Here is a 2,017-nt window from a genome sequence, read left to right as displayed (position 1 = left end):
GCACCCTTCTTCTATCGGGGCGTCAGCTCACGAGTTCAGCTGAATACATGAGGTCAGGGCATCCCCAACGCCCGCCCGCTCCACCCGTTGCCAATGCCGATCAACGATCCGGAGCAGATCACCCACCTCGACATACGACGACGCGAACGACTCGGCGGCATCCTCCACGAGTACCAACATGCCGCCTGACCTTTACGGATGAGGTTTTCGGCAGGCGCAGCGCCGGAGAGACGGGAACGACGGCAGGGGATGATGAACGAACACGGCACCTTCGTGGATCTTGCAGTGTAGAGAACTCCATGATCCACAGGTGCCGTGTTCATCTGCTTCCGGGGCCCGTCAGCATGATCAACCGGCCCAGGCCGGGGCGATCCGGGCAAACGCCGGGGCCCTGACAGACACCCGTAGCTGGTTACGGCTCACTGATCGTCGCGGCCGTCCGCGACAATGAGTCCGACCTCGTAACCGCAGGCTTTGAAAAGGGCTTCGCCGACCAGGGTGAGATTTTGCTTGGAAAGATTTTCGCAGGTATAACGGAGGGAAATCGGAAAATCCGCGTAAAGACTCATGGCTATCAAGAGGATCGCGAGATCTTCACGCCATTCGCCGAGCTCTCCGGAGTCGATCGCTTCTTTCATCCGGCGAACATCGAATCCCGCCCAGACTTCACCATTCTCATCGATCCCGCCCTGCACGAGGCTTCGCAGCTCGGGACTTTTCATCCAAATACCATGATGCGCGAGGAGCCGGACTGCCGCATCAAGAGACCACAGCCCGTCGGTGCCACGACGCAGGGCGTCCGCAAACTGATTGGCGGAAAATGAAGAGAAATCAGACATGTCAGCAGTATAGCCGCTCCGGCCGTGCCATAAGACGCGGCCGACCGGCCCCTGCGGGGCTTTACAGCCCTATTTCTTTGCCGTCAATCCTCTTTTCTCACTCCTCCATCCCGAACAAGAACTCCATGATGCGCCGCCGGGAGGCTGTGGGAACATCCCCGCCGAGTTCGGGATTCGGGTTCCCCGCGATCGGCACTCGGAACGCTCCGTCCTTACCAGCACCGGAGATCTGGTACTTGACGTACGGCCCCTCGTGAACCTTGTCCGCGCTGGTGGTCTCCGGATCGCCCGCCTCCATGAAGAGCATCACGTTGGAATCTCCGGGCTTGAATATCCGTGTGCCACGTCCGCCTGTCGCGGAAGTCGGCTTCATCGGCGCGGTGGACATGCCCGCCTTTTCTGCCAGTGCAAGGACGTACTCCTCGCTCTGACCGCGAAGCTGCTCGGGGTCCATGAGCTTCTTCATCGCCTGGGCGGACGTCAGACCGACGACCGAACCGGCAGAGGCCATGGGTTCGAGGCGATTACCCAGTCCGGTGTCGACCTGGCGGAGGCCGAAGTCCTGCAGAGAAGTTGCGTTCATCCGCGCCGCAGGGCACTCGCTCTTCTTCACCTTTCCGCAGTACGTACCCCAGAACAGCTCGCTCATCGCGGCCAGTCCCTCGCGCGTTTCCGCGCCGTTCGCGAAGAAACTGCTGTGCAACCGCACCGCGCCGAGCGCGTCGTTCCACGCCTTCTGCCCGTTGTCCGACAGGTACGTGGGTGTCTCGGACTGGATCGAGAGGTTGATTCCCTCCGCTTCCTCGTGCTTGATCATCGGGGTTTCGCGGTAGACGCCACCGCAGATACCCGTGACGTCACAGCTGGTGTGGCCGTCGAATTCGACAAAGCTCGTGGGATTGCCACCCCCGAACGCGTACCGGTTGCCGGTGTAGGGGTCGGCGCCGAGGTTCATGTCGGCGAGGGCGCCGTTGTACATGTCGCGGGTGGTGAAGCGGTTGAGGCCGGGGTCGTAGTCGCGGAAGCCCATGTCGTAGGTGCCGGACTGGGCGTCCCAGCGCTTGGCGTTGTAGCGGTAGGGGTTGTATGCCTCCTTCGTCGGGTTGGCGGCGTCCGGCTTGTCGACCTCATGTATTCAGCTGAACTCGTGAGCTGACGCCCCGATAGAAGAAGGGTGC

At 61.5% G+C, this 2,017-nt stretch carries 1 protein-coding gene and 2 pseudogenes; 1 reads left to right on the top strand and 2 read right to left on the bottom strand.

The genetic code is table 11. From position 1 onward, the window contains the following. Positions 1-54: 54 nt before the first annotated feature. Positions 55-189 (top strand): annotated as a pseudogene (locus tag ACFSL4_RS14925) (integrase core domain-containing protein); the annotation flags it as partial. A 230-nt stretch (positions 190-419) separates the two neighbouring features. On the opposite strand, the gene ACFSL4_RS14920 reads toward ACFSL4_RS14925, so the two are convergent. After that, the gene (locus tag ACFSL4_RS14920; protein WP_381082626.1) at positions 420-839 is read right to left on the bottom strand and encodes a hypothetical protein; all 420 of its coding nucleotides are present in this window, start codon (positions 837-839) and stop codon (positions 420-422) included. A gap of 856 nt (positions 840-1,695) precedes the next feature. Then, positions 1,696-1,965: pseudogene (locus ACFSL4_RS14915) on the bottom strand (RHS repeat-associated core domain-containing protein); the annotation flags it as partial. Between the last annotated feature and the right edge of the window lie 52 nt (positions 1,966-2,017).

The organism is Streptomyces caeni, from assembly GCF_042678285.1.
GTDB classification, from domain to species: domain Bacteria; phylum Actinomycetota; class Actinomycetes; order Streptomycetales; family Streptomycetaceae; genus Streptomyces; species Streptomyces caeni.
The sequence above is the reverse complement of the archived record's forward strand: the minus strand, read 5'-3'. Positions and strand labels throughout refer to the sequence as shown.